The sequence below is a fragment of the Larkinella fluvii genome (assembly GCF_051857545.1).
In the GTDB taxonomy this organism is placed as follows: Bacteria; Bacteroidota; Bacteroidia; order Cytophagales; family Spirosomataceae; genus Larkinella.
The window spans coordinates 356,155-377,931 of the sequence record NZ_JBPZHB010000004.1 but is presented as its reverse complement, the minus strand read 5'-3'; the positions used below and the strand labels follow the sequence as shown (position 1 = coordinate 377,931).

General features: G+C 52.9%; 20 protein-coding genes. 11 read left to right on the top strand and 9 right to left on the bottom strand.

What is annotated here, in order from left to right; translation table 11 throughout:
• The first annotated feature begins 13 nt into the window (after window positions 1-13).
• The 9 genes from ACS5NO_RS11975 to ACS5NO_RS11935 all read left to right on the top strand — a co-directional run bounded on the left by ACS5NO_RS11975 (window position 14) and on the right by ACS5NO_RS11935 (window position 6,656).
• Window positions 14-370 carry an S-adenosylmethionine decarboxylase family protein gene (locus ACS5NO_RS11975; RefSeq protein ID WP_439415365.1) on the top strand — a complete coding sequence of 119 codons (357 nt, stop codon included), beginning with the start codon at window positions 14-16 and terminating at the stop codon, window positions 368-370.
• 14 nt (window positions 371-384) lie between these two features.
• Window positions 385-1,659, top strand: coding sequence for a DUF4178 domain-containing protein (locus tag ACS5NO_RS11970; protein WP_439415364.1), 1,275 nt, complete (start codon window positions 385-387; stop codon window positions 1,657-1,659).
• Window positions 1,660-1,797: 138 nt separating this feature from the next.
• Window positions 1,798-1,989 carry a hypothetical protein gene (locus ACS5NO_RS11965; protein ID WP_421830639.1) on the top strand — a complete coding sequence of 64 codons (192 nt, stop codon included), beginning with the start codon at window positions 1,798-1,800 and terminating at the stop codon, window positions 1,987-1,989.
• 12 nt (window positions 1,990-2,001) lie between these two features.
• Window positions 2,002-2,217, top strand: a complete 216-nt coding sequence (locus tag ACS5NO_RS11960) for a DUF350 domain-containing protein (RefSeq protein WP_138990337.1) — start codon at window positions 2,002-2,004, stop codon at window positions 2,215-2,217.
• Window positions 2,210-3,733, top strand: a complete 1,524-nt coding sequence (locus ACS5NO_RS11955; RefSeq protein ID WP_439415363.1) for a polyamine aminopropyltransferase — start codon at window positions 2,210-2,212, stop codon at window positions 3,731-3,733. Before ACS5NO_RS11960 ends, ACS5NO_RS11955 begins: the two co-directional genes overlap by 8 nt.
• Window positions 3,708-5,360, top strand: a complete 1,653-nt coding sequence (locus ACS5NO_RS11950) for an NAD(P)-binding protein (protein WP_439415362.1) — start codon at window positions 3,708-3,710, stop codon at window positions 5,358-5,360. The genes ACS5NO_RS11955 and ACS5NO_RS11950 overlap by 26 nt, the downstream gene beginning before the upstream one ends.
• Window positions 5,361-5,418: 58 nt before the next feature.
• The gene (locus tag ACS5NO_RS11945; protein WP_150875025.1) at window positions 5,419-5,886 is read left to right on the top strand and encodes a nuclear transport factor 2 family protein; all 468 of its coding nucleotides are present in this window, start codon (window positions 5,419-5,421) and stop codon (window positions 5,884-5,886) included.
• 157 nt (window positions 5,887-6,043) lie between these two features.
• Entirely contained in the window at window positions 6,044-6,355 is a 312-nt protein-coding gene (locus tag ACS5NO_RS11940; RefSeq protein WP_439415361.1) for a hypothetical protein, read from the top strand.
• 91 nt (window positions 6,356-6,446) lie between these two features.
• A complete protein-coding gene (locus tag ACS5NO_RS11935) occupies window positions 6,447-6,656 on the top strand; it encodes a hypothetical protein (RefSeq protein ID WP_439415360.1) in 210 nt (69 codons plus the stop codon).
• 12 nt (window positions 6,657-6,668) lie between these two features.
• Here ACS5NO_RS11935 and ACS5NO_RS11930 read toward each other — a convergent pair whose 3' ends face one another.
• The 9 genes from ACS5NO_RS11930 to ACS5NO_RS11890 all read right to left on the bottom strand — a co-directional run bounded on the left by ACS5NO_RS11930 (window position 6,669) and on the right by ACS5NO_RS11890 (window position 19,954).
• Window positions 6,669-8,132, bottom strand: coding sequence for a sulfatase family protein (locus tag ACS5NO_RS11930; protein WP_439415359.1), 1,464 nt, complete (start codon window positions 8,130-8,132; stop codon window positions 6,669-6,671).
• A gap of 6 nt (window positions 8,133-8,138) precedes the next feature.
• Window positions 8,139-9,443, bottom strand: coding sequence for an MFS transporter (locus ACS5NO_RS11925; RefSeq protein ID WP_439415358.1), 1,305 nt, complete (start codon window positions 9,441-9,443; stop codon window positions 8,139-8,141).
• A gap of 49 nt (window positions 9,444-9,492) precedes the next feature.
• The gene (locus ACS5NO_RS11920) at window positions 9,493-10,137 is read right to left on the bottom strand and encodes a bifunctional 4-hydroxy-2-oxoglutarate aldolase/2-dehydro-3-deoxy-phosphogluconate aldolase (RefSeq protein ID WP_439415357.1); all 645 of its coding nucleotides are present in this window, start codon (window positions 10,135-10,137) and stop codon (window positions 9,493-9,495) included.
• Window positions 10,138-10,148: 11 nt separating this feature from the next.
• Window positions 10,149-11,147 (bottom strand): 2-dehydro-3-deoxygalactonokinase, encoded by a 999-nt coding sequence (locus ACS5NO_RS11915; RefSeq protein ID WP_439415356.1) that lies wholly within the window; start codon window positions 11,145-11,147, stop codon window positions 10,149-10,151.
• A gap of 115 nt (window positions 11,148-11,262) precedes the next feature.
• Window positions 11,263-12,498: a galactonate dehydratase gene (gene dgoD / locus ACS5NO_RS11910; RefSeq protein ID WP_439415355.1), complete on the bottom strand. Its 1,236-nt coding sequence runs from the start codon at window positions 12,496-12,498 to the stop codon at window positions 11,263-11,265.
• A gap of 128 nt (window positions 12,499-12,626) precedes the next feature.
• Entirely contained in the window at window positions 12,627-14,174 is a 1,548-nt protein-coding gene (locus ACS5NO_RS11905) for a SusD/RagB family nutrient-binding outer membrane lipoprotein (RefSeq protein ID WP_439415354.1), read from the bottom strand.
• A 27-nt stretch (window positions 14,175-14,201) separates the two neighbouring features.
• Window positions 14,202-17,336 carry a SusC/RagA family TonB-linked outer membrane protein gene (locus ACS5NO_RS11900; protein ID WP_439415353.1) on the bottom strand — a complete coding sequence of 1,045 codons (3,135 nt, stop codon included), beginning with the start codon at window positions 17,334-17,336 and terminating at the stop codon, window positions 14,202-14,204.
• Window positions 17,337-17,498: 162 nt separating this feature from the next.
• A complete protein-coding gene (locus ACS5NO_RS11895; protein ID WP_439415352.1) occupies window positions 17,499-18,740 on the bottom strand; it encodes a mandelate racemase/muconate lactonizing enzyme family protein in 1,242 nt (413 codons plus the stop codon).
• Window positions 18,741-18,916: 176 nt separating this feature from the next.
• Entirely contained in the window at window positions 18,917-19,954 is a 1,038-nt protein-coding gene (locus tag ACS5NO_RS11890) for a LacI family DNA-binding transcriptional regulator (protein ID WP_439415351.1), read from the bottom strand.
• 175 nt (window positions 19,955-20,129) lie between these two features.
• On the opposite strand from ACS5NO_RS11890, the gene ACS5NO_RS11885 reads away from it, so the two are divergent.
• Window positions 20,130-20,780 (top strand): (2Fe-2S)-binding protein, encoded by a 651-nt coding sequence (locus ACS5NO_RS11885; protein WP_439415350.1) that lies wholly within the window; start codon window positions 20,130-20,132, stop codon window positions 20,778-20,780.
• Window positions 20,777-21,775, top strand: a complete 999-nt coding sequence (locus ACS5NO_RS11880; protein WP_439415349.1) for an FAD binding domain-containing protein — start codon at window positions 20,777-20,779, stop codon at window positions 21,773-21,775. The genes ACS5NO_RS11885 and ACS5NO_RS11880 overlap by 4 nt, the downstream gene beginning before the upstream one ends.
• Window positions 21,776-21,777 lie beyond the last annotated feature (2 nt).

Genomic DNA, 21,777 nt, shown 5'->3' with positions numbered 1-21,777 from the left:
TATCTTGCGGGCCATGAATGCCTACCGCCCCGGCCTGCACATCCTGTCGACCTTCGAAGCCCCGTTGTCTGCTCTCACGGACGTTGAGCGGTGTCGCGCGGGCTTCGACCGGCTGATTCAGGAACTGGAACTGGTTAAAGTCGGCGAGGTGTATTATTCTTTTCCCAACGGCGGTTTTACGGCGGTTCTCTGCCTGACCGAATCGCACGTGTCGATTCATACCTGGCCTGAAAACGGGCTGGCGACGTTCGACGTTTTCCTGTCCAATTTCCTACGCGATAACAGCCCGAAAGTCCGACGGTTTTATGAGGAATCCCTGCGTCTGTTCGGGGCTACGGCGGTTTTAAACGAACAGGAAATCATCCGCTGACGCTGTCCGAAACCATGCCCACCGACCCATCCTCTTCCCCCACCTCATTCAACTGCCCACACTGCCAGGCCCCGGTTCCGGGCTATGACCTGGCCGAGAGTTCGTATTTCTGCTGCGGCCAGTGCTACACCTATTTTCACTATGGTGATACCGGCCCGCAGCGCATCATCATGGCCTTTCCACCCATGCCCACCCCGCCCGCCCTGCCGCTCGGGGCCGAAGGGTACCTCGACGGAAAATGGGTTCGGGTGACAGGCTACCTGCGCAAACGGGAAATCCAGTACGAAGAAAACTGGATGGAATACGTCCTGATGACCAAAGAAGGTCCGCACCAGATGCTGGCCGAATTCAGGGGACACTGGATGGTTGTTCGGCCGGTGAACGAAATTTATACCGAAACGCAAAACGCAAAAGTCTCGGATCAGGACCGCGAATACGCCCTGTATAACCGCTACAACTGCCTCATTCTGAATGCCGTTGGTGAGTTTTACTGGAACATTGTTGATGATACGGAACTGACCATTTCGGAGTATGTTCACCCGCCCTATCTGGTCAGCCGGGAGGCCAGCAGCCAGAAAACCGAGTGCTACAAGGCGGAATACAAAACGCCACAGGACATTTCGAAAGCCTTCGGACTGGCCAATGCGGCTTTACCGAATCCCGTTGGTGTCGGGGCTATCCAGCCCAATCCGGCGGTCGAAAAACGGGAACCAGCGATCTGGTTGACGACCCGGCTGGCGTTGCTGATCGTAGCCGTTCAGGTGCTTTTTTACTTTCTGAAACCGCAGAAAACCCTTTTTAATCAGGAGTTTTCCTGGAACTCGGATTCAACGGTGCAAAGCCGTGCCCAACCCATCGTGACGCCTTCGTTCAACATCGACGGCCCGGCGGCTGTGGCGATTCAGTTAAAGGTGAATGTCGACAACAACTGGCTTGAATTACCGGTCAGTCTGATCAACGAAAGCACCAACCAATCCTACGAATTTACGCGCATTGTTGAATATTATCACGGTGTTGAATACGGCGAAAGCTGGCAGGAAGGGGCGCAGGACGACGAAGCCATTTTGTCGCGCATTCCGTCCGGGCGCTATCACCTCAACCTCTATCCGTCGTCCGAAGGAAAAAACCGGGTTATTTTCCAGCTTAAAGTGATTCAAAATCCGATTCTGTATTCCAACCTGTTTATCATGCTGGCCCTGCTGGCGATTTACCCAATCATCCTGTTTTTTCAGCGCAATCTGTTCGAACAGAAACGCTGGGCCGAGAGTGATTTTGGACCGACGGGTTAGTTTTACCCCTCAATCCCCTAAAGGGGACTTGGACACAGAGGCCTCCGGATGCTAAAAGTCCCCTTTAGGGGATTGAGGGGCAAAACTAACCAGCTCAACTATCACTCACTATCGTTCAACACATCATATAAGCCACTCATGAAAAACCTCGCAAAAATAAAATTCCTGGTGCTGGCGGGTGGTTTGCTCCTGGCCGGATTCGCCTGGGCCGGGATGTCGGGCAGCCGCTTGCTGGGCGACGATCTGGAAAGTGTCGACAAACTCGACAACTACAAAAACGGTTCGGGCGGGCGGCATTCGGGCCGACGCAGTTATTTTTACCACAAATAAACCCTGTTTCTCATGGACTTGTCTACGCTGAAGTACATCGTTCCCTCCGTCGTCTATTCGTTGGTCGGTATCCTGATTCTGGTTATCAGTTTCGTCATTATCGAGAAAATTGCCCCCGAAAACCTCTGGAAAAAGATTGTCGATGAAGAAAACGTCGCGCTTTCCATTCTGGCAGCCGCTTTCATGATTGCGGTGGCGATTATCATCAGTTCCGCCATCCATGAGTAACCCGGAAAATCGACACCAACATCTGCTGCTGCTGCTGTCGGTTTTTGTGATTGCGACCTGCGGACTCATCTACGAATTGGTGGCCGGAACGCTGGCGAGTTACCTTCTGGGCGATTCGGTAACGCAGTTTTCGACCATCATCGGCGTTTATCTGTTTTCGATGGGCATTGGTTCGTGGCTATCCAAATACCTCGACGGCAATCTGTTAAAGTGGTTCATTCGCATCGAAATTCTGGTCGGCATCGTGGGCGGTGGCAGCGCTCCGCTGCTCTTTGTGTTGTTCGAATACGCGGCTTCGTTCCGGCTGGTTCTGTATTCGCTGGTGAGTTTGACCGGGATTCTGGTGGGGCTGGAAATTCCGTTGCTAATGCGAATCCTGGAAAACCAGCTTACGTTTAAAGACCTGGTTTCCAGAGTTTTTACCTTCGACTACATCGGAGCCTTGCTCGCTTCGCTGATCTTCCCGCTCGTCCTCGTTCCCTACCTCGGCCTCATCCGGACGTCCCTGTTTTTTGGATTGATGAACGTCGCCGTCGCCTGGTTTCTGCTGCACCAGTTTCCCGAAACCAAACCGTATCGCCGGTCGCTGGTCACGGCCATCCTCCTCTCCTCTTTTCTGCTGATCGGCGGTTTTGTTTATGCCGAACAAATCATGACCTACACCGAAAATCTGACGTTTCAGGACAAGGTGATTTACAGCAAAAGCACGTCGTACCAGCGCATCGTGCTGACGGCCAACAACCGCGAGTTGCGGCTTTTCCTCAACGGCAACCTCCAGTTCAGTTCGGCGGATGAATACCGCTACCACGAAGCGCTCGTTCACCCGGCTTTGCAGACTCTTCCGAAAGCCAGCCGGGTGCTGGTGTTGGGCGGAGGAGATGGTCTGGCGGTTCGGGAAATCCTGAAATACCCGCACATCCAATCTGTTACACTCGTCGACCTTGATCCGGGCATGACGGATCTTTTTCGCCGGAATGAGGTACTCCTTAAACTGAATAACCGTTCCTTACTTTCGCCCAAAGTACAGATTATCAATACCGATGCTTACAATTTCGTCCGGCAGGACACCGCCCGTTACGACCTGATTGTCATTGATTTTCCCGATCCATCGAATTACTCAATTGGTAAACTCTACAGCACGTCCTTCTACCAGGAACTCAACCGCCTGATTCAACCGGGTGGTCTGGCTGTGGTGCAATCGACCTCTCCCTACATTGCCCGGCAGTCGTTCTGGTGCATTCGAAACACGATTGCTGCCTCTGGTTTTCAGACCATTCCCTACCACGCTTATGTGCCCTCGTTTGGCGAATGGGGTTTTATTCTGCTGTTGCGAAACCACCACTGGCGGGGTGACGGGCCGTTGCCGAAGGGACTCCGGTTTGTCAATGCGCGAACCATCCACGACATGCTGAATTTTCCGCCCGACATGGCCGAGGTTCCGACCGAAATCAACAAGCTCAACAACCAGGTGCTGGTGCATTATTTCGAAGATGACTGGACGCCCTACGCCCACTGACCCGCCCGAATCGCCGGGCCGCCGACAGTTTCTGGAGCAAGCCGCCGGACTCGGTTTATCTGCTATGCTGGCCGGATCGGCGGGTTTGAGTGCCTGCCAGCCGTCGTCTCTCCAACACATCAAGGGCGGCATGATCGGAGCAAATCATGCGGTCGGCCATTTGCTGCGGAATCCGGAAAAACTGCCTCCCCCATCGCAGACGCTGGAAACGGACGTCCTGATTGTGGGCGGTGGCGTTGCCGGTTTGTCGGCCCGGCGTTGGCTCTGGCAGCAGGGCATGCGGGAGGTGTTGCTGGTGGAACTGGCGGATCGACCGGGGGGCAATGCCGTCAGTGGTCAAAATGCCGTATCGGCCTATCCGTGGGGGGCTCATTATCTACCGATTCCTGATCTTCGCAATCGCGAACTGCTTGATTTTCTGGCCGAAAGCCAGGTCATTACCGGTTTTGATGCAAGTCGTATACCGGTCTACAATGACTACTACCTTTGCCACGACCCCGAAGAGCGGCTGTTTATCAACGGGCACTGGCAGGAAGGGCTGGTGCCGGAAGTGGGGATTTCGGCCGACGACAAACAACAGATCGCCCGGTTTTTTAAACTCGTAAACGAACTGAAACAAGCCAAAGGCAAGGATGGCCGGGATGCGTTTGCCATTCCACTCGACGGATCTTCGACGGATGATCGCTTCCGGCAGTGGGACGCAATTTCGTTCGAAACGTATCTGAATGACCAGCAGTTTACCTCACCGTATTTGCGCTGGTTTCTGGAATACGGTTGCAAGGATGATTATGGAACGACTCTGGCAAACACTTCAGCCTGGGCCGGTTTGCACTATTTTACGGCCCGAAAAGGCGTTGCAGCCAATGCCGAAGCCAATGCGGTGCTGACCTGGCCGGAAGGCAATGCGTTCCTAATTAATCAACTGGAAGAGCAGGCAAAGTCGCCCATCCAATCCAACCGACTGGTTTTTAATGTGGAGGGGACCGATGAAGGCGTTCGTGTTCTCGGTTATGATGTCGTTCAGAAAAAAACCACTGCGATTCTGGCTAGAAAGGTGTTGCTGGCGACGCCCCAGTTCATTACGAAAAACCTGCTCAAAAACCGGGAGATCGCCGGGTTCGAATACAGTCCCTGGCTGGTGGCCAATTTGACCGTCAGCGGATTGCCGCAGAGCCGGGGCATGCCGCTTTGCTGGGATAACGTGATTTACGGAAGCCCCTCCGTCGGCTACGTCACGGCCACGCACCAGCACCTGAAATCGGCTGATCAAAAAGTGATTACGGTGTATTGGCCGCTGGTTCAGGAACCGCCCGATCTGGCCCGGCGAAAAGCGTACCAAACGCCGTATGAAGACTGGGTAACGCTGCTGGTGGCTGATTTGGAAAAGGCGCATCCCGGTGTTAGTGAATACATTGCATCCATCGATTGCTGGATTTGGGGGCACGGGATGATAGCGCCCACACCCGGTTTTATCTGGGGAGATGCCCGCCAGAAAGCCGCCACGGCCATCAATAACAAACTCTATTTTGCCCACTCGGATCTGAGCGGTATTTCGATTTTTGAGGAGGCTTTTTATCAGGGCATTCGGGCTGCCAAAGAAATTTTGGGGCAAAAACCCTCCACCTGACAATCTATCGGAACGACTGATCGTTGCTCCAACAGGAAGCACCCACCGCCCCCATTTCATGAAGCGAACCTTACTTTTCTGCTTTTTCTTATTCGGATTATTCGTTGAATCTCAGGCCCAGTTGGGCAACCGGAAACCCATCAACCGGGCCGAATTCATTCGGCTCATGCAAACCGTGGCCGCCGGTCTCAACGAGAACAATGGCCGGAAAGCAGCCGATTGCTTTACACTGGATGCCATTTATTCCGAACCGCCCAATAAACAGATTTACCGGGGTCGCGATCGGATTTTTGAGTTTTTCGGCGGCTGGAAAGGTCGACCGAAAGTGGTACAGATGGTGTGGCACCACCTGACGTTCGATGAGCAAACCCAGGTTGGCTCGGGCGAGTTTACACTCACCAACGGTTCCAGTGCCCACGGCATGGTCAGTGTCAAAATCCGCGAAGGTTTGATCGGCAACTGGCGGGAATATTTCTACCAGTCCGCGTTGGACTGGAACGGTTTTATCTTGCAAAATCCGTTTTGAGTTCTGGTTCCAAGAATTATTCAAAGGTTCAAAAAGCAGCCTTTTGCTGTCTGGTAAAGCAGGGCAAGTCCCCATTCCCTTTGCCTTGATTGTCCCGTCGGTAAAACTTTTTGGCAGGCATCCGGTTAGTATTCTGTATTTACCACAAATTGCAATTATGGATAAGCTACAGAAGTTTGAATTGATGAATAAGATTGTTCGTGAATTCGAGGATCTTCAAAATAGTCAGACGGCCCTCATTCAGAAAATCGGAAAGATCGAAGTCGACAACATGAATGGGTTGAATGACGCGAATCTGGAAAAAACGCTGGGAACCATGCACGGAAAAATCGCCGAAAATCTGGATTCCATCACGGAGATTTTCACGTACTTCGAGAGCAAACGCGATGAGTATGCCGAGAAGAACGGAGCGGCCATTGCGGCACTTGAAGCAGCTGCGGCCATTGAAGCAGCAAAAGCGGCTAACTAATTAAGAAATAGCCCACTGATCCAGGCTGTCCGTTGGAGACTCCTGGTCCAGTGGGCTACTTTATTTCATTCCCATCTTAAATTTAGCAGGTATGTTACATTTTCAACTGGTCGAAAAAGACGACATTTCGCAGCACAATGAATATTTTGAAGTGCATACGACCCAGGACAAGGCGCACTCCAAAAGCCTTTATTTTACCACGAATGAAGAAAATCTGGAAGAGGTAGCAGCAGTCATTGCTGCCGAGCACATGCCGAACGCTAAACACTGGACGATCATTCCGCACCGGAAAGACAGTTAGCCACTTACCTTCCTATTTCTCTACCCGTCCCGCCGGACGCACGTTTTTCCCTTCCCGTCTCTGTAAATCATCTCCCAAATCCGCGCGGGCTTCGTTGGCTAATTTTTCCAGAACCGCCACAATTTCAGGGTTTTGCTCACGGACATCATAGCGTTCACCGGGGTCGCGCCGGAGGTCATACAGGGCGACTGGAAACGCGTGGTCTTCGGTATTGGGTCCCGGTTGTCCGTCTTTACCCGGCGGAAATCCCTCGTAGGTGCGACCCGGATGGGCAAAAACCAACTTCCAATCCCCTTTCCGAACGGCTTCCAGGCTGTTTTTTCGGTAATAATAGAAGAAATGATCGCGGGGTGTCACGGTTTCGTCGCCTTTCAGCAACGCGACCATGTCGACGCCGTCGATGGCTTTCTTCGGTAGTCGGGCACCGCACAAGTTAGCAACTGTCGGCAGAATCTCCATCGTTGTCAATAGCTTGTTGCAAACCCGCCCCGCCGGAACCACGCCCGGCCAGCGAATGATACAGGGCACGCGGTGACCGCCCTCGAACGACGTTCCTTTTCCTTCCCGAAAACCGCCCGCCGAACCCGCATGGTCGCCGTAATTCAGCCAGGGTCCGTTGTCACTCGTAAAAATGACGAGGGTATTTTTGTCCAGCCCCTGCTGTTTCAGTTCCTGCATAATCTGACCCACTGACCAGTCCAGTTCCATCATCACATCACCCAGCAAACCGATGGCACTTTTGCCCCGAAACCGGCTGGAAGCTGCCAGCGGTACGTGCGGCAGCGGGTGCGGTACGTACAGAAAGAACGGTTCTTTCTTGTGTTTCCGAATAAAACCAACCGCTCGCTCCGTAATCGAGGGCGTCAGGTGGCTCGCATCGTCCAGCGTCTTGATTTCCTTGCCGGGCGAATTGCCTTCGATCAAATGCAAAGGCGGATAATTGGCTTTCGCCTGATTGGGATGAAGCGGCCACATATCGTGCGAATATGGTACGCCATAATACTCATCAAAGCCCTGTTGTTGCGGCAGAAAATTCGTCTGGCTCCCCAAATGCCACTTTCCAAAAATACCGGTCGCGTACCCTTTTTCTTTCAACAACTCGGCAATCGTTTCTTCTTCAGGATTAAGCCCAACCGGAGAATTGGGTCCGAAAGCCCCGGAAATACCGAGCCGGTTGGGATAACAGCCCGTCAGCAAAGCGGCCCGCGAGGCACTGCAAACCGCCTGAGCCGCCAGAAAACTTGTAAACCGGGTTCCCTCTGCCGCCATGCGGTCGAGGTTTGGCGTCTTGTAGCCCAACGCACCGTAGCACGACAAATCGCCGTAACCCAGATCGTCGATAAAAAACAGAACCACATTGGGCTTTGTCGGCGCCGGTGGACTGACCCAGCCGCTGAGCGTGGGTAGCAGTCCGGCGAGAAGAAGGAATGAAAGGGTAAGGAACAGGATTTTCTGCGGTTTGGGATTTGGAGTCATTCGAAATCAGGTCAATTGATTTAGCTCGACCAATTTAGACTTTCTGGTTAAGAAATGAATAATCGTCCAGACAATTAAATACGTAAATCCGCAAATCGTGAATAGAACATTATAACCCGCCGACAGATTACCGGCTTCTTTGTAGCGATCCAGTAAATCCCCCACCAGCATCGGAAAAAAGATCCCGCCAACCGCCCCGGCCATTCCGCCAATGCCGACCACCGAGCTAACGGCCTGTTTGGGAAAAAGATCGGAAGCCATCGTGAAGATGTTGGTGGCCCAGGCCTGATGCACCGCCACCGCCAGACTGATTAGCGCGACGACCATCCAGACGTTGGTAGCAAATTGTGCCAGAATGATCGAAACTTCCAGAATGGCAAAAATTAACAGGGCGGTTTTGCGGGCTTTCAAAGTCGGCCAGCCAGCTTTAATGAGCCACGACGAGAAATAGCCTCCGCCAATGCTGCCCACGGTTGTGGCGGTATAAATGATCATTAACTCTGGGCTTATTTTTTTTAAATCCAGGTTGTAAGTACTTGAAAAATAGGACGGTAACCAGAACAAAAAGAACCAGAAAATCGGATCGATCAGGGCTTTTCCGGTGATGAACGCCCAGGTTTGCGGCAGCGTAAACAGCTTGAACCACTGGATCGAAACCTGGTTGTCGGCTTCGTTTTCGTCCTTTTCCTGCCCATTTGTGATCAGGAAAAACTCTTCCGGAGTCAGGCGTTTTTGCCGGGAAGGAATGTCGTAAAAAATTAACCAGAAGATCAGCCAGACAAAGCCCAGACCGCCGGTGATCCAGAACACCTCCTGCCAGCCGTACGCACTTAATATCCAGGGCACCAGCACCAACGCCAGTACGACGCCGACGCTGGTTCCCGAATTGAAAATACCGGTTGCCAGTCCGCGTTCTTTTTTAGGAAACCACTCAGCCACGGTTTTGACAGCCGCCGGAAAATTACCGGCTTCCCCGAGCCCGAGCCCAATCCGCGCCAGACCGAACCCCACGGCTCCGCGGGCCACGGCGTGGAGCATCCCGGCCACACTCCAGAAAACAATGGTGATCGTGTAGCCGAGTTTGGTGCCGGTTTTGTCGATCAGCCAGCCCGAAAGCCCCAGGCCAATGGCGTAGGCGGCCGTAAATGCCATCACAATCCGGGCATAATCCGTTTCCGTCCAGTTGAATTCCGTTTCAAGAATGGGTTTTAACAAGCCAATAATCTGGCGATCGAGGTAATTGATGGTGGTCGCTAAAAACACCAGCGCGACAACAATCCAGCGGTAATTTTTAATTTGAATGGTCGACACGCGGGTTAGGGTCTTGGGTGAATAGTCTGTAGGAAACGTTAGGTGGAACTCATTGACTGGCCGTGAGCTGGTTGACAAACTGCCGGAAATGCTGCTGTAAACCGTCCCAGTTTTTTTGTTGAATCAGTTTATTATCAAAGAGTTGCCCACCAATACCCAGTCCGTCGGCTCCGGCTTTCAGGAAGTCAGTCATGTTGGTGAGACTCACCCCGCCGGTGGGTACCAGCTTGATCTGATTCAACGGACCTTTGACTTCTTTCAGGTACGAATGACCGAGGGAGGCCGCGGGGAAAACCTTGACCATACTGGCCCCCAGCGACCAGGCTTTGTAAATTTCGGAAGGCGTAAAAGCACCCGGAAAGATGGGAATATCACGCGCCACGCAAGTCCGGATCACGTTCTCATTCAGAATGGGCGTTACGATAAACTGCGCACCAGCCGCCAGCGCCCGTTCCAGTTCCGGCTCCGTACAAACCGTTCCGGCACCAATGTTCAGCCCGGTTTGTTCCTGCGCAACAGCATACCGGATCAGGTCTTCGGCACCGGCGGTATTCATCGTTATTTCAATGGTGGTAAGTCCGGCATTTCGATAAACCGGCAGAATTTGCATTACATCCTCAGCCGCCAGATTTCTGACAATGCCGATGATGGGGGCTTTTTTAAATAAATCCCACGAGAAAAGAGTCTGACTCATTCGATGACGGCTTAGACGTTTAGGTTCTGATTTTGGAACAGAATAACCTGCCCGATGATGGCGGCTTTATCAATCCGTTCGGCGGCTATGGTGGTCGTTCGGCCGGCTAAGTTCAGGTCTTCGATGGCCTGTTTATAAAAGGGAAACAGGTTGGTTCCACTGCATAAAACCAGTTGCCAATCCTCCTTCTCCTGAAGCGGTTTTAGTTCGGCACCAATCAATAGTCCGCTCAGGTAAAACGCATTTTGCTGCTTCGTTAAATTTCCAAACAACTGATTGGTCCTAACGGTAAACAGTCGGTTCAAAAGTGGCGAACCGGCCTCCGAAAGACCCGCTTTGAATGCCGCCAGATGAGTCTCCGAAAAGTCGTTAAAACCGCTGACGTCCACGGAGTCTTTTAAAATACTGGTGGAAGCCATCAGGTTGAAAACCTCGCCGGTCATGTAGGTTTCAAAATTCAGGAGTTGCCCCCCCTGCACGTACATGTGCTTGGAATGGGTGCCCGGAAAGATAAAAATGGCTTCGTTGGGCCGGTTTCCTTCCCGGTCGAGGAGGGCGGTTAAGCCAATCAACTGCGTTTCTTCACCCCGCATCACGTCTTCCTGGCTCTTCACGCCGGAAATCAAAATCAGCTCGTGCGGAAAGGCTTCGGTCGCATCGAAGTGGCGAAAACTGGCCTGACTGCCATCCATCGCAAAGGGCAAAGACGCATACGGGATCTCGTCCATTCCTATGGAGGAAGAAGCCATACCCGAAACCGCAACGGGAACCTGATCCAGTTTAATCCCGGCATTGCTGGCGAGTAAATCGATCTGTTTTACCAACGCATCCCGAAAGAACTGTTCCTTTCCAATGCCGGCCCGCTCCCCAATCGCTTTCCAGTTCGTGTAAATACCGGCGATACCCTGCTGCGAAGTAACTTCTTCGATGAGTCGATAATCGGACCGGTCAATGAGTCGCAATCGAAAAAAAGAAGTCCCCCAGTCACAACATAATAAATAGTTACTCATTAACCAGTCTGGTTTAAGTTTCAGTTTATGGTATACGGTTTTCGGTTTTCGGTAGCTGACACACCAGTCCCTCATACCGTAAACCGGATACCGAAAACCGTATACTGCTAATCAATTACCAATCGACGACGGAACCATCCAGTGCATTATACGTTTCCGGGTTTTTCCAGTCGTGGCCGATTTTGTCTTTGAGCTGAGCCTCATCGAGTTCGACGCCCAGACCCGGCCCCGAGGGGATCAATACCGTTCCGTCTTTTTCCAGTTTAAACGGTTTTTTCAGGTAGCCCTCGCCCAGCGAAACCTGCTCCTGCACCAGAAAATTGGGTACGCTCGCGGCCAAATGCAAGCCGACCGCCAACGAAATGGGGCCCATCGGGTTGTGCGGGGCAATCGGCACGTAATAGGCTTCGGCCATGCCGGCTATGATCCGACCTTCCGTAATTCCGCCCGCGTGGCAAAGGTCCGGCTGGATGATGCTGGCGGCTCCCTTTTCCAGAATCTCGCGGAAGCCCCATTTCGTAAAAATCCGTTCGCCGGTCGCAATGGGCAAATGGGTTCCGCGCGCGATGTCCACCATCGTATCCACGTTCTGCGCCTGACACGGTTCTTCGATAAACATCGGCTGATACGGTTCCAGCCCCTTGATCAGCACTTTGGCCAGTTGGGGCGAAATGGCGCCGTGAAAGTCGATGGCAATGTCCATTTCCGGGCCACCGGCTTCGCGAAGCGAGGCAAAATTATCGATTGCGTACTTCACAAACTGGGGATTCTCCACAATATTGGCCGGATTTTTCTTGGCAATTCCGGTTTTGATCACCGTGTAGCCTTCCGCTTTCCGTTTCTTCATGTCCTCGGCATTGCTCGCCCGGCCATAAATTCGCACGCGGTCGCGGGTGGGGCCGCCGAACAGTTCATAAACCGGTACGTTCAGCAGCTTGCCTTTGATGTCCCACAAGGCGTGGTCAATCCCGCTCAGGGCGCTCGTCAAAATGGGGCCACCCCGGTAAAAAGCGTGCCGGTAAATGGCCTGCCAGTGGTGAATAATGTGCCGGGGATCTTTGCCAATCAGGTACGGCTCGACTTCCTTGATGGCGGTTTGGATCGTCAACGCCCGGCCTTCCAGCAGCGGCTCGCCCAACCCCACCACACCCACGTCGGTGTGTATTTTCAGGAAAATCCAGCGGGGTTTCACCAGAAAGGTTTCCAGTTTGGTGATTTTTACTTTGCCATACTCCCGGAACTGGCCGGGGCTGGACGCATAGGATGACTGGGGCAAGGCCGTGATCGCGGTGCCCGCTACGCCCAGAACCGACTGGATGGCGGTGCGTCGGGAAATACTCGATTTCTTCATTTTTAAATCAGGTTAAGTACGTATTGTTACACAGAGCTAATCAGAGAACATCAGAGTTTATCAAAGTATATTTTTTTCTTTTTACTCTGATAAACTCTGATGTTCTCTGGTTAACTCCGTGAAATAACTCATTTTTTGTCCCACCAAACCCGCGTACTCAAGGTGTTCGGCCCTTGCCGGGCGATGGCGGCATTGACGTTTTGCTGGTTGACGATGGTTTCACTGTCGGGGTACGGCATCCGGCGAATGAAGTCCTCGGTTATTTCAGAAGCCGGATAGGGATTTTTGGATAAAGTCGGAAAACCGCTTCGGCGGAAATTGGCGAACAATTCGGGGCCGTTCAGGAACGACGACACCCAGTATTGCGTATTGATTAGCTCCAGCGCCTTGGCCGTATCGAAGGGATGAGCCGCCAGATACGCCTGAATGGCATCTTCCTTGATGGCGGCTGTGGCGTCGTACGCAGCCATCTGTTCCATGTTCGCCCGAATGCCTTTGGCGTAAAAATCAGCCGCATTCCCCGTCACCCAACCCCGCACGGCGGCCTCCGCCAGCAGCAGTTGCGTTTGCGAGTGTGTGACGTGAAACTCCGGCGCATCCAGTTTCAACACCGTGTTCAGGTTGACCTGCGTAAAATCCCAAAGGCTGGCAACGCCGAATTGCGCCAGAACCACCGGGGTCGAAACCGTCACGTTGTCGTAGCCCATCGGCATCCCGATCTGCAATTTCGGGTCGGTCGACGCGCGGGAAGCCACCTGCTCCGGCCCGCCTTTCGCGCCCACATACCGGACCGCAATCGAACCCAGACGCGGGTCATTGTTGGTCTTGAGGTAATTCACAAACGGCGCAGTCAGGTAAAAATTTGTTTTCTCGCGGGCCTGTAAGTGGTTGGCAATCCAGTTGTTATACAAAGCCGTGTGCCGCATCACCGAGTTGTCATCGTTGGACTGCATGACCCCACCGGTCACGGCTTTGGTTACGTAGGTTCTGGCGGTGGTCGGGTCTACTTTGGTCAGGCGCATGGCGGCCCGCAACATCAGCGAATACCCGAGTTTTTTCCATTTAGCCACGTTGCCTCCGTATAAAATGTCGGTGGTTTCAATGGCTTTCGTCGCATCCAGGGCCGCCGAGGCTTCGTCCAGTTCCTTCAGGATGTCCTTGTAAATCACTTCCTGCGAGTCGTATTTCGGCGAGGTGATTTCGCTGATATACCCCTTGGCCGCTTCGGAATACGGAATGTCGCCGTAGGTGTCGGTCAAAATCATGAACGCATACGCCTTCCAGATCCGGGCCGAGTGATACAGATTGGTTCGGTTGGCATCTTCTTTCGTTTTCTCCACCACATCGACAATCTGTTTCAGCACGTTCCGGTAAAAATTCTGCCAGACCAGGGGCGTGTTGCTCACGTTGTTCTGGTTGTAGTTCGCCCCAGCCAGTGAGCTGCCGTAGGGCGTGATGATCTGCTGCACAATGCCGAATTCGTAACACAGCATTTGCAGCGTCCCGAAACCGTCGAGGTAAGTCGCGTCGATGATCGCTTTGTTCATCACGAACGACGGCGCCAGCGTCGTGGGATCGACTTTGTTGGTGTTGATTTCGTCGAATTGATCGTCGCAACCGGTGAGCAGACTGAACGTCATCAGCAAGCCCAGAATGAGTTTTAGTTTCGTTTTCATGGTTTCTTTTCAGGATCGTTCAACGGATTAAAACTTGATGTTCAGGTTGAAACCCATGCTGCGGGTTGGGGGCAAGCTTGGCCAGAAATCCAGACCGGTCGCATTATCCGAAGCGTTGTTTACCATTTCCGGGTCCATGTTTTCGGTCCATTTTTTCAAAACCGCCACGTTGTTGGCGACCGCACTCAGGCGAATGCCTTTGATGAAAAATTTCTGCGGCAGCAGCTTCGTAAAATCATAGCCCAGTGTAAGCTGACGGAGTTTCCAGAACCCGGCGTTGTAGATAAAATCCTCGTAAATCCCGAGCACATTGGGCGTTTCGTAGAACGGCTGAACGGCGGAGCGCGTCGTGTTCACTTCGCCGTCCGGGTTCACGCCTTTGCCAATCACGTAGCCTTCGGCCCGGCCATCGAGCGTCTTTTTGTGCAATCCGTGGCGCAGGTAATTCATGTTCTGACCGCCAATCATTTTGTGACCTAATTTGAAATCGATCAGGGCGGAAAGCGTTATACCTTTGTAATTGAAGGTATTGGTAAAACCGCCAAAATACTTCGGCAACGCATTTCCAACGTTCACCGGCGTGTTGTTGCGCAATGGCCGCCCGCTCCCTTTGTCGAACACCTGCCGTCCCTGCGCATCGCGGAGGTAATTAAATGTGAACAACTGCCCAATGGGTTTGCCCACCACCTGCCGGAGCGTGCTGCCCCCCGAACCGCCGACGGTAATCATGGTATCGGCCACGCCCAACCCCAACGTCAGTACCTCGGACGTGTTGTAGGCAAAGTTGGCGCTGACATCCCAACGAAACGCCGAGGTATTGATGGGCGTGCCAGTCAGCAATACCTCGATCCCTTTGTTCATGCTTTTGCCGACGTTGATCAGTTTGTTGGTATACGACGACGCATCCGAAACCTGCGTCGCCAGAATCTGATCTTCCGTTATTTTCCGGTAATACGTAAAGTCGAGGCCCAATCGGTTGTTGAAGAATTTCAGCTCAATACCGCCTTCGGCTTCCGATACCCGCAACGGCCGCAGGTTGCGGTTCGGCACCGACGACGCGTTGATCCCCCCCACCGGAACCAGTTGGCCGGAAGGCGTCGGGAAGTTGTTGTTGTTGACGGCATAAAACAACGCGTTGGAATACGGGCTTACGTTATCGTCACCCACCTGCGCATACGCGGCACGGATCTTCCCAAACGTCAGCCAGGTGGGCAGGTTGGTAAAGGCCTGCGAAAACACGAAACTACCGGTCACCGAGGGATACAGGATGCTGCGATTTTCGGGCGAAAGAGTTGAAAACCAGTCATTTCTCGCAGTGGCATTCAGGAACAGATATTCCTTGTAGGAGATGGTCGCAGCCGCATACAGCGAATTGATTTTCCGTTCCGACAAACTGTACAGGGGGTTTTTAACCCGCCCATTCATCACCGTATACAAACCGGGCTGCACAAAATCCTGCACCGCCACGCTGTTGTAGTCCATCCGCACAAACCGCTGGTTTCCACCGAGAGTAACATCGACGCCAATGTTCCCGAACGTGTGGTTTCCGCCCAGAATGAAGTCATAATTCCGTTCCACAAACTTGCGCACATCCTGCGTATACGACCCGTTGACGTACCCCGCCGGTGCTTTGGCAATGGGCGCGTAGCCGTTCGGAATGTTGTAATCCTGGTTCCGGGTGTACAAATCCTGCGCCAGCCGTCCCTGCAAATACAGCCATTTCGTAAACTGGTATTTCAGCGCGACGTTGCCAAAAAGCCGGTCGCGCTTGATGTTCTCGAAGTGGTAGTTCACCGAATAATAGGGATTGTTCCGTACCAGAAACCGCGAAAACACGAACTCATCGCCATTGGGCAGCACCTGATTGTTTTTGAGGGCTTCAAACGGCATCGAGTTCGCCAGGGTCATCACCACCGTGGGCGTAGCAAAGTCCTGGGTGTTGAGCTGCGTCGGGTTGCGGTTGTATTCGTTGGAATAGTTGATGTTTCCGCTGGCAACCAGGTTTTTGTTGATGTTCTGCGAGAAGCCCAGGTTGATGGTTTTCCGGTTGAAATCCGAGTTGGGCGTAATGGCCTTGTTGTCTGTGTTGGCAAACGAAAGGCTGAAACCGCCATTTTCGGTGTTGTTGGAAACCGTCAGGGTGTTCGTAAAATTGGTTCCGATGTTGTAGAATTGCCGGACACGGTTGCGCACCGGTTCGTAGGGATAGACTTCGCCGTCGAACAGCACCTGCGTCATGCCGGGCTGGAATTTTTCGCCGAAACTCCAGACGCCCGAAGTCGGGTTGGGCGTTGTGGGCCGAATACCGCCCTCACCCTGGCCGTATTCATACTGAAAATCCGTAAAATCCAGGGGCGTGTCGGTCGTAAAATTGGTGTTGTATTCCACCCCGAAGCCTTTGCCCGCCCCCCGGCTTTTGGTTGTGATCATCACCACACCATCTTTCGCCCGCGATCCGTACAGGGCGGCTGCCGTGGCACCCTTCAAAACCGTCATCGTTTCGATGTCGTCGGGGTTGATGCTCGAAAGACCGTCGCCCCCGTCTGAGCTGTTGGCCGAGCGGTTTCCGAAGTTACCGCCGAGAGCATAGTTGGAATTATCGACCGGAACGCCGTTGATCACAATCAGCGGGTTGTTTTGTCCGCTGAACGATGACTGGCCCCGAATCCGGATTTTGGAACTGCCGCCCGGCCCGGTCGACATGGTCGAGATGTTGACCCCCGCCATTTTTCCCTGCAAACCGGTCATCAGGTTCGGACTGCGGTTGGTCGAAATCTGGTCGGCGTTGACCGTGGCCGTGGCATAGCCCAGCGTTTTCGCTTCCCGTTTGATCCCGAGGGCCGTTACGACCACTTCGTTCAGATTTTTGGTATCCTCCACCAGTTGCACGTTGATCACCGAACGGCCGTTGACCGCAACGGTTTGGGTGATGTAGCTGATGTACGAAAAGACCAGCGAAGCATCGGATGGCGCATTGATGGCGTAGTTGCCGTCGGCATCGGCAACCGTACCTACGGTGGTTCCGCTCACCAGCACATTCACGCCGGGAAGCGCCTTGTTGTCGGCACCGATGACTTTGCCGGTCACGCGGTTGTTCTGGGCAAAGGCCAGGGTTTGGCCCAGAACCAGCAGAAATACCAGGATTTTTACAGGTTTTTTCATGTTCAGGAAGAGATAAGGGTGTAGGAAATGAGTGATGAAGCAGGAGTTAAGAGTGATGAGTTAAGAGTTAAGAGTTAAGAGTTAAGAGTTAAGCTGACGCGTTCTTTTTAACTCTTAACTCTTAACTCATCACTCTTAACTCATCACTCTTAACTCCTGCTTCTACCAGTTATGGATGGAACCATCCGGGGCTTTCAGGATCGGGTGCGGGAACTTCGTGTTGGCGGTAACTTCCAGGACAAACGTCGCTTTTTTCGGGTCAAATTTGACGCCCAGCCCCGGTTCAGGATTGAGGTATAATTTGCCGTTTTTAAAATTCACGTAGTCTTCGTTAAAGTAGGGCGGCCGTTCGGGTTCGCCCCCACCCAGTTCCATCAGGCAGCGCGTCGGACTGCTCGAGCCCAGGACGTGAACCAGGGTGGCCGTGGATAACGGGCCGGTAAAATGCGGAATCATGCCCACGTAATGGGTTTCACACATCGACGCCAGTTTTTTGAATTCGGAAATACCGCCGGTATTCGGAACCGTAAACCGGGTATAGTCGATCAGGTGCTGCTCGATAAAGGTGTTGCTGTCCCAGCGGTCGCCAAACTGTTCGCCCACGGCAATGGGCACGTTGGTCATCGCTCGCACGGTTTTGTAGACATCCGGGTTTTCCGACCGGACGATGTCCTCCACAAAATACGGTTCCAGCGATTCCAGCGCCTTGCAGATTTTGATGCCTTCGGTGGTGTCGAACCGGGTGTGCAGATCGACGGCCCACTTGCCGCCCCCGCCAACGGCCGCGTCGATGCGTTTGCAGAAGTCGATGGTTTTCTTCGCGTTATCGTAAAAATCGAACGGTTCGGTGCCGTTTCCGCCCGTCGGCCCGATCCGGTAAGCCCGCAAACCGGCCTTGATGCAATCCTGCGCGCGACCTTCTTCCGTTGTCGCTTTGGACGCCCGGAAACCGGTGGCGTAGCATTCGACGTAATCGCGGGTCGCACCGCCGAGCAGTTCATACACCGGCACACCGAGCGCCTTGCCTTTGAGATCCCAAAGCGCCATGTCGAGCGCCCCCTGGGCGTGCAGTTTTTCGCGGCCCGGCGGGTAAAACATGCCCCGGTACAGGTTCTGCCAGATGTGTTCGATGCGGAACGGATTTTCGCCAATCATCATCTGCGCACACTGCTCGATCATGTCTTTCGAACCGCCTTCACCGATGCCAACAATACCGCCGTCGGTTTCGATCTCGACAATGCCCCGCGCCTGATTAAACAGCGGTTTGTTGTAGCCGGGGGCCGCATAATACCGGATTTTGGTAATCTTCAGTTTGGGAATGGCCGCTTCACTCAACAAGGGAATTCCAGTCAGAATGGCTCCGGAACCCAGCACCGCAGATTTCAGAAAATGTCTTCGTTGCATACAAAAACGGAAAAAATTAAGGGTAAGGAATAGTGTACTATTGGCCCCTAAATCCCGAAGCGTCGGCCCGGCCTAAAGGGGACTTTATGCACTCGGATTATTTATCGTCCAAGTCTCCTTCAGGGGATTTGGGGTATTGTTTAAACGATTAAGCAGATCACCAAAATGATGAATTTTCAGGAAATGGCTGCTTTGGGTCGGGACGAATCCCGCGCCATCAGTTGGGCCTCCATCAGAATCTGTCTTTTTTCATCATGAGGTTCTTTCAATTGATGAATCAAAATTTCAACGGCGGTTTTTCCCAACTCCTCCATGGGTTGCAAGACGTAAGTAATCGGGCAATAGTACAGATCAAACACTTCGGCCTGACCAAAACTGACGATGGCCAGATCATCCGGGACCTTCAATCCCAGCGCGTTAATGTATTTCAAACCGGTGATGGCCAGCCGGTAGGTCGCAAAAATCAGGGCATCCACCGGAAACGCCGACGCCAGCATCTCGTCGATGCCGATTTTGATTTCCTCGTCGATCGTATCGAACCCTACTTCTTTCAGCCAGCCCGGCTGAAACGAAATTCCATTTTCTGCCAGCGACTCCCGGTAGCCCCGGATTCGCTCCTGCATGTGAAAGAGTTGTGATTTATAGGCAATGAGCCCAATATTTTTATACCCGCCCTGAATCAAATGAACGCCCGCATCGAAGGCGGCTTTGTAACTGTTCAGCGAAACAAAATGGGTAGGAATGTCGGGGAAGTGCCGGTCCAACAAGACGAAAGCAACGTTCTTTTCAATCAGGTACTCAATCTGCTCTTCCGAATTTTCCGACGAGACGATGATAAAACCGTCCACCTGTCGGTTCAGAAAAACCGTGATCAGATCCCAGGACTTCTCCGCTTTTTCATCCGAACTGCCGATGATAACCGTATATCCGTTTTTTTTCGCTTCATCTTCCACAATGCGGGCGATATTGGCAAAAAACGGGTTCGATATGTCGGCAATAATCAACCCAATCGTCTGGGTTTTTCCACTCCGCAAACTTTTCGCCAGGTAATTCGGCTGGTAATTCAGCTCCTTGGCAATCTGTTTGATTTTAACGGCGATCTCGTGCCCGACCCGGCTTTCTTTTTCTTTTCCATTCAGAACATACGAAACCAGTGCGGTTGAAACCTGCGCTTTCTCAGCAATGTCTTTCAGGGAAACTTTCTTCTTGTTCATGAGGAGCAGTCAGGCGCTTCAAATGTATGTTTAATCGATTAAACAAAAAACAAAATGGTATATTTTTTTTATTTAGTTTTGTTATTTGAATTTAATTACGTCAGTCGTCTCAGAAAATATAAATCTGACCACTATAAACTAACTTTACCCTGACGACCTTTAACCTTAGTTTTTGATGACGGACGATAAACCAGACGACCCGACCCCACCGGACGATGGTACCTTTTTTGAGCAGAGTGACCGTCGGTTGTTTTTGAAACAGTCGCTGGCGGTGGCTGGCCTGACCCTTTCTCCCTTCCCGTTCCTGAAAACCGCCGAACCGGATTCGGATGAAGCTCCCGTCGGAAATGCCGAAAAAGTGAGCTTCACCCTCTCGGTCAACGGCAAAAAACAGCGGCTTTCCACTGATCCGCGAACCACTCTGCTCGACTTATTGCGCGAACAACTCGGACTGACCGGCACCAAAAAAGGGTGCGATTTCGGCCAGTGCGGAGCCTGTACCGTTCATGTCGACGGACAGCGGGTGCTGGCCTGCCTGAGCTTTGCAGTCATGCAGAACGGGCGGAAAATAACCACCATTGAAGGGCTGGCAAAAGGCGACCGTTTGCATCCGATGCAGGAAGCGTTCATCAAACATGACGGTTTTCAATGTGGCTATTGCACCCCCGGCCAACTGATGTCGGCGGTGAGTTGCGTTCGCGAGGGGCGCGCCAATTCCGAAGCCGACATTCAGGAATACATGAGCGGCAACCTCTGCCGGTGCGGAGCTTATCCCAATATTGTGAAAGCCATTCTGGACGTTAAAACCGGTGGTCAGAACGCATGAAGCCTTTCGAATACGTCCGCCCTTCAACCCTTCAGGAAGCCATCGAACTGGTCGCTACTAATCCGAAAGCGCAGTTTATTGCCGGGGGTACCAACCTCATCGACCTGATGAAACACAACATTGCGGCTCCCGAAAAACTGGTCGATATCAACCGCTTACCGCTGAAAAAGATCGAAAAGCGGGACGGTTTTCTCCGAATTGGAGCACTGGTACTGAACAGCGAGGTCGCCAGCCACAAACGGGTTCTGGCCAGCCATCCGCTGCTGGTGCAGGCCCTCAATGCCGGGGCGTCGGGTCAGTTGCGCAACATGGCGACGGTGGGCGGCAATCTGCTCCAGCGAACCCGTTGCCCCTATTTTTACGACCGGGCCTTCCCCTGCAACAAACGGATTCCCGGTTCGGGCTGTGGCGCTTTGGGAGGCATCAACCGGATGCACGCCATCTTTGGGGTTCCCGAAAAACCCGATCCCAGGAGTTGCATCGCCGTTCACCCCAGCGATTTGAGTGTGGCATTGTCGGCACTGGAAGCAAAGGTTTGGGTGCAGGGTCCCCATGGAGAACGGCAAATTCCGATGAACGATTTTCACCGATTACCAAACAACCGACCCGAGCAGGATACTACCCTGGCAAACGGTGAACTCATCACGGCGGTGGAGATTCCCGATGCGGTTTTTCCGAAACACGTCCATTATCTCAAGGTGCGCGACCGGGCCTCCTACGTCTTCGCGCTGGTCTCGGTGGCAGCCGCGCTCGACATCGACCAAAACCGGATCAAAACCGTCCGACTGGCGATGGGGGGCGTAGCGCACAAACCCTGGCGGTTGTTCGAAGCCGAAAAGCTGCTGACCGGGCAAACGGTTTCTGAAACGATTTTTCGCCAGGCTGCTGAAGTCGCCATGCAGGGCGCGCGGGCGTTTGAACACAATGCCTACAAACTGAAAGTCGCACCGAACGCCATTGTTCAGGCGTTAAAAATAGCCGCCGGTCTTTCCTGATC

What these genes read in the sequence shown, in the direction of transcription:
- ACS5NO_RS11965 (WP_421830639.1), top strand. Translation starts at nt 1,798, where the DNA reads ATGAAAAACCTCGCAAAAATAAAATTCCTGGTGCTGGCGGGTGGTTTG.
- ACS5NO_RS11905 (WP_439415354.1), bottom strand. Translation starts at nt 14,174, where the DNA reads ATGAAAACGAAACTAAAACTCATTCTGGGCTTGCTGATGACGTTCAGT.
- ACS5NO_RS11885 (WP_439415350.1), top strand. Translation starts at nt 20,130, where the DNA reads ATGACGGACGATAAACCAGACGACCCGACCCCACCGGACGATGGTACC.
- ACS5NO_RS11960 (WP_138990337.1), top strand. Translation starts at nt 2,002, where the DNA reads ATGGACTTGTCTACGCTGAAGTACATCGTTCCCTCCGTCGTCTATTCG.
- ACS5NO_RS11895 (WP_439415352.1), bottom strand. Translation starts at nt 18,740, where the DNA reads ATGCAACGAAGACATTTTCTGAAATCTGCGGTGCTGGGTTCCGGAGCC.
- ACS5NO_RS11880 (WP_439415349.1), top strand. Translation starts at nt 20,777, where the DNA reads ATGAAGCCTTTCGAATACGTCCGCCCTTCAACCCTTCAGGAAGCCATC.
- ACS5NO_RS11945 (WP_150875025.1), top strand. Translation starts at nt 5,419, where the DNA reads ATGAAGCGAACCTTACTTTTCTGCTTTTTCTTATTCGGATTATTCGTT.
- ACS5NO_RS11940 (WP_439415361.1), top strand. Translation starts at nt 6,044, where the DNA reads ATGGATAAGCTACAGAAGTTTGAATTGATGAATAAGATTGTTCGTGAA.
- ACS5NO_RS11935 (WP_439415360.1), top strand. Translation starts at nt 6,447, where the DNA reads ATGTTACATTTTCAACTGGTCGAAAAAGACGACATTTCGCAGCACAAT.
- ACS5NO_RS11970 (WP_439415364.1), top strand. Translation starts at nt 385, where the DNA reads ATGCCCACCGACCCATCCTCTTCCCCCACCTCATTCAACTGCCCACAC.
- ACS5NO_RS11930 (WP_439415359.1), bottom strand. Translation starts at nt 8,132, where the DNA reads ATGACTCCAAATCCCAAACCGCAGAAAATCCTGTTCCTTACCCTTTCA.
- ACS5NO_RS11920 (WP_439415357.1), bottom strand. Translation starts at nt 10,137, where the DNA reads ATGAGTCAGACTCTTTTCTCGTGGGATTTATTTAAAAAAGCCCCCATC.
- ACS5NO_RS11950 (WP_439415362.1), top strand. Translation starts at nt 3,708, where the DNA reads ATGACTGGACGCCCTACGCCCACTGACCCGCCCGAATCGCCGGGCCGC.
- ACS5NO_RS11955 (WP_439415363.1), top strand. Translation starts at nt 2,210, where the DNA reads ATGAGTAACCCGGAAAATCGACACCAACATCTGCTGCTGCTGCTGTCG.
- ACS5NO_RS11900 (WP_439415353.1), bottom strand. Translation starts at nt 17,336, where the DNA reads ATGAAAAAACCTGTAAAAATCCTGGTATTTCTGCTGGTTCTGGGCCAA.
- ACS5NO_RS11915 (WP_439415356.1), bottom strand. Translation starts at nt 11,147, where the DNA reads ATGAGTAACTATTTATTATGTTGTGACTGGGGGACTTCTTTTTTTCGA.
- ACS5NO_RS11890 (WP_439415351.1), bottom strand. Translation starts at nt 19,954, where the DNA reads ATGAACAAGAAGAAAGTTTCCCTGAAAGACATTGCTGAGAAAGCGCAG.
- ACS5NO_RS11975 (WP_439415365.1), top strand. Translation starts at nt 14, where the DNA reads ATGAATGCCTACCGCCCCGGCCTGCACATCCTGTCGACCTTCGAAGCC.
- dgoD (WP_439415355.1), bottom strand. Translation starts at nt 12,498, where the DNA reads ATGAAGAAATCGAGTATTTCCCGACGCACCGCCATCCAGTCGGTTCTG.